We start from the raw sequence: 251 nt of genomic DNA, 5'->3' as shown, positions 1-251 counted from the left end.
GCAGGCCGAGCACGGCCTGACGCTGGCCGGCGGCGCCCGCCTCGATCTGGCCGGCCGTGCCGTGTCCCTGATGGGCCAGACCCGCTATGGCTGGGGCGGCGATGGGGAGCTGGGGAGCCGAAAGGGGGACATTCTGCAGGTCGCGGGCTCCGTCATCGATCTGTCCGCGCGCTACAACCAGGCCGGCAGGCTCACGGCCACCGCCCTGGAGGCAGGCGCGGGTCTGATCGATCTGCGCGGCGTCATCAAGG

1 protein-coding gene is annotated in these 251 nt (G+C 72.5%); it reads left to right on the top strand.

Going from position 1 to position 251, the window contains the following annotated elements; translation table 11 throughout:
* A partial coding sequence (locus ACRHNM_RS17535; protein ID WP_431137930.1) for a hypothetical protein occupies window positions 1-251 on the top strand: 251 nt, incomplete at both ends.

The organism is Psychroserpens mesophilus (genome assembly GCF_050617655.1).
In the GTDB taxonomy this organism is placed as follows: Bacteria; Bacteroidota; Bacteroidia; order Flavobacteriales; family Flavobacteriaceae; genus Psychroserpens; species Psychroserpens mesophilus_A.
Note: the sequence above shows the minus strand (reverse complement) of the source record. Positions and strands in the feature narration are given on the sequence as shown.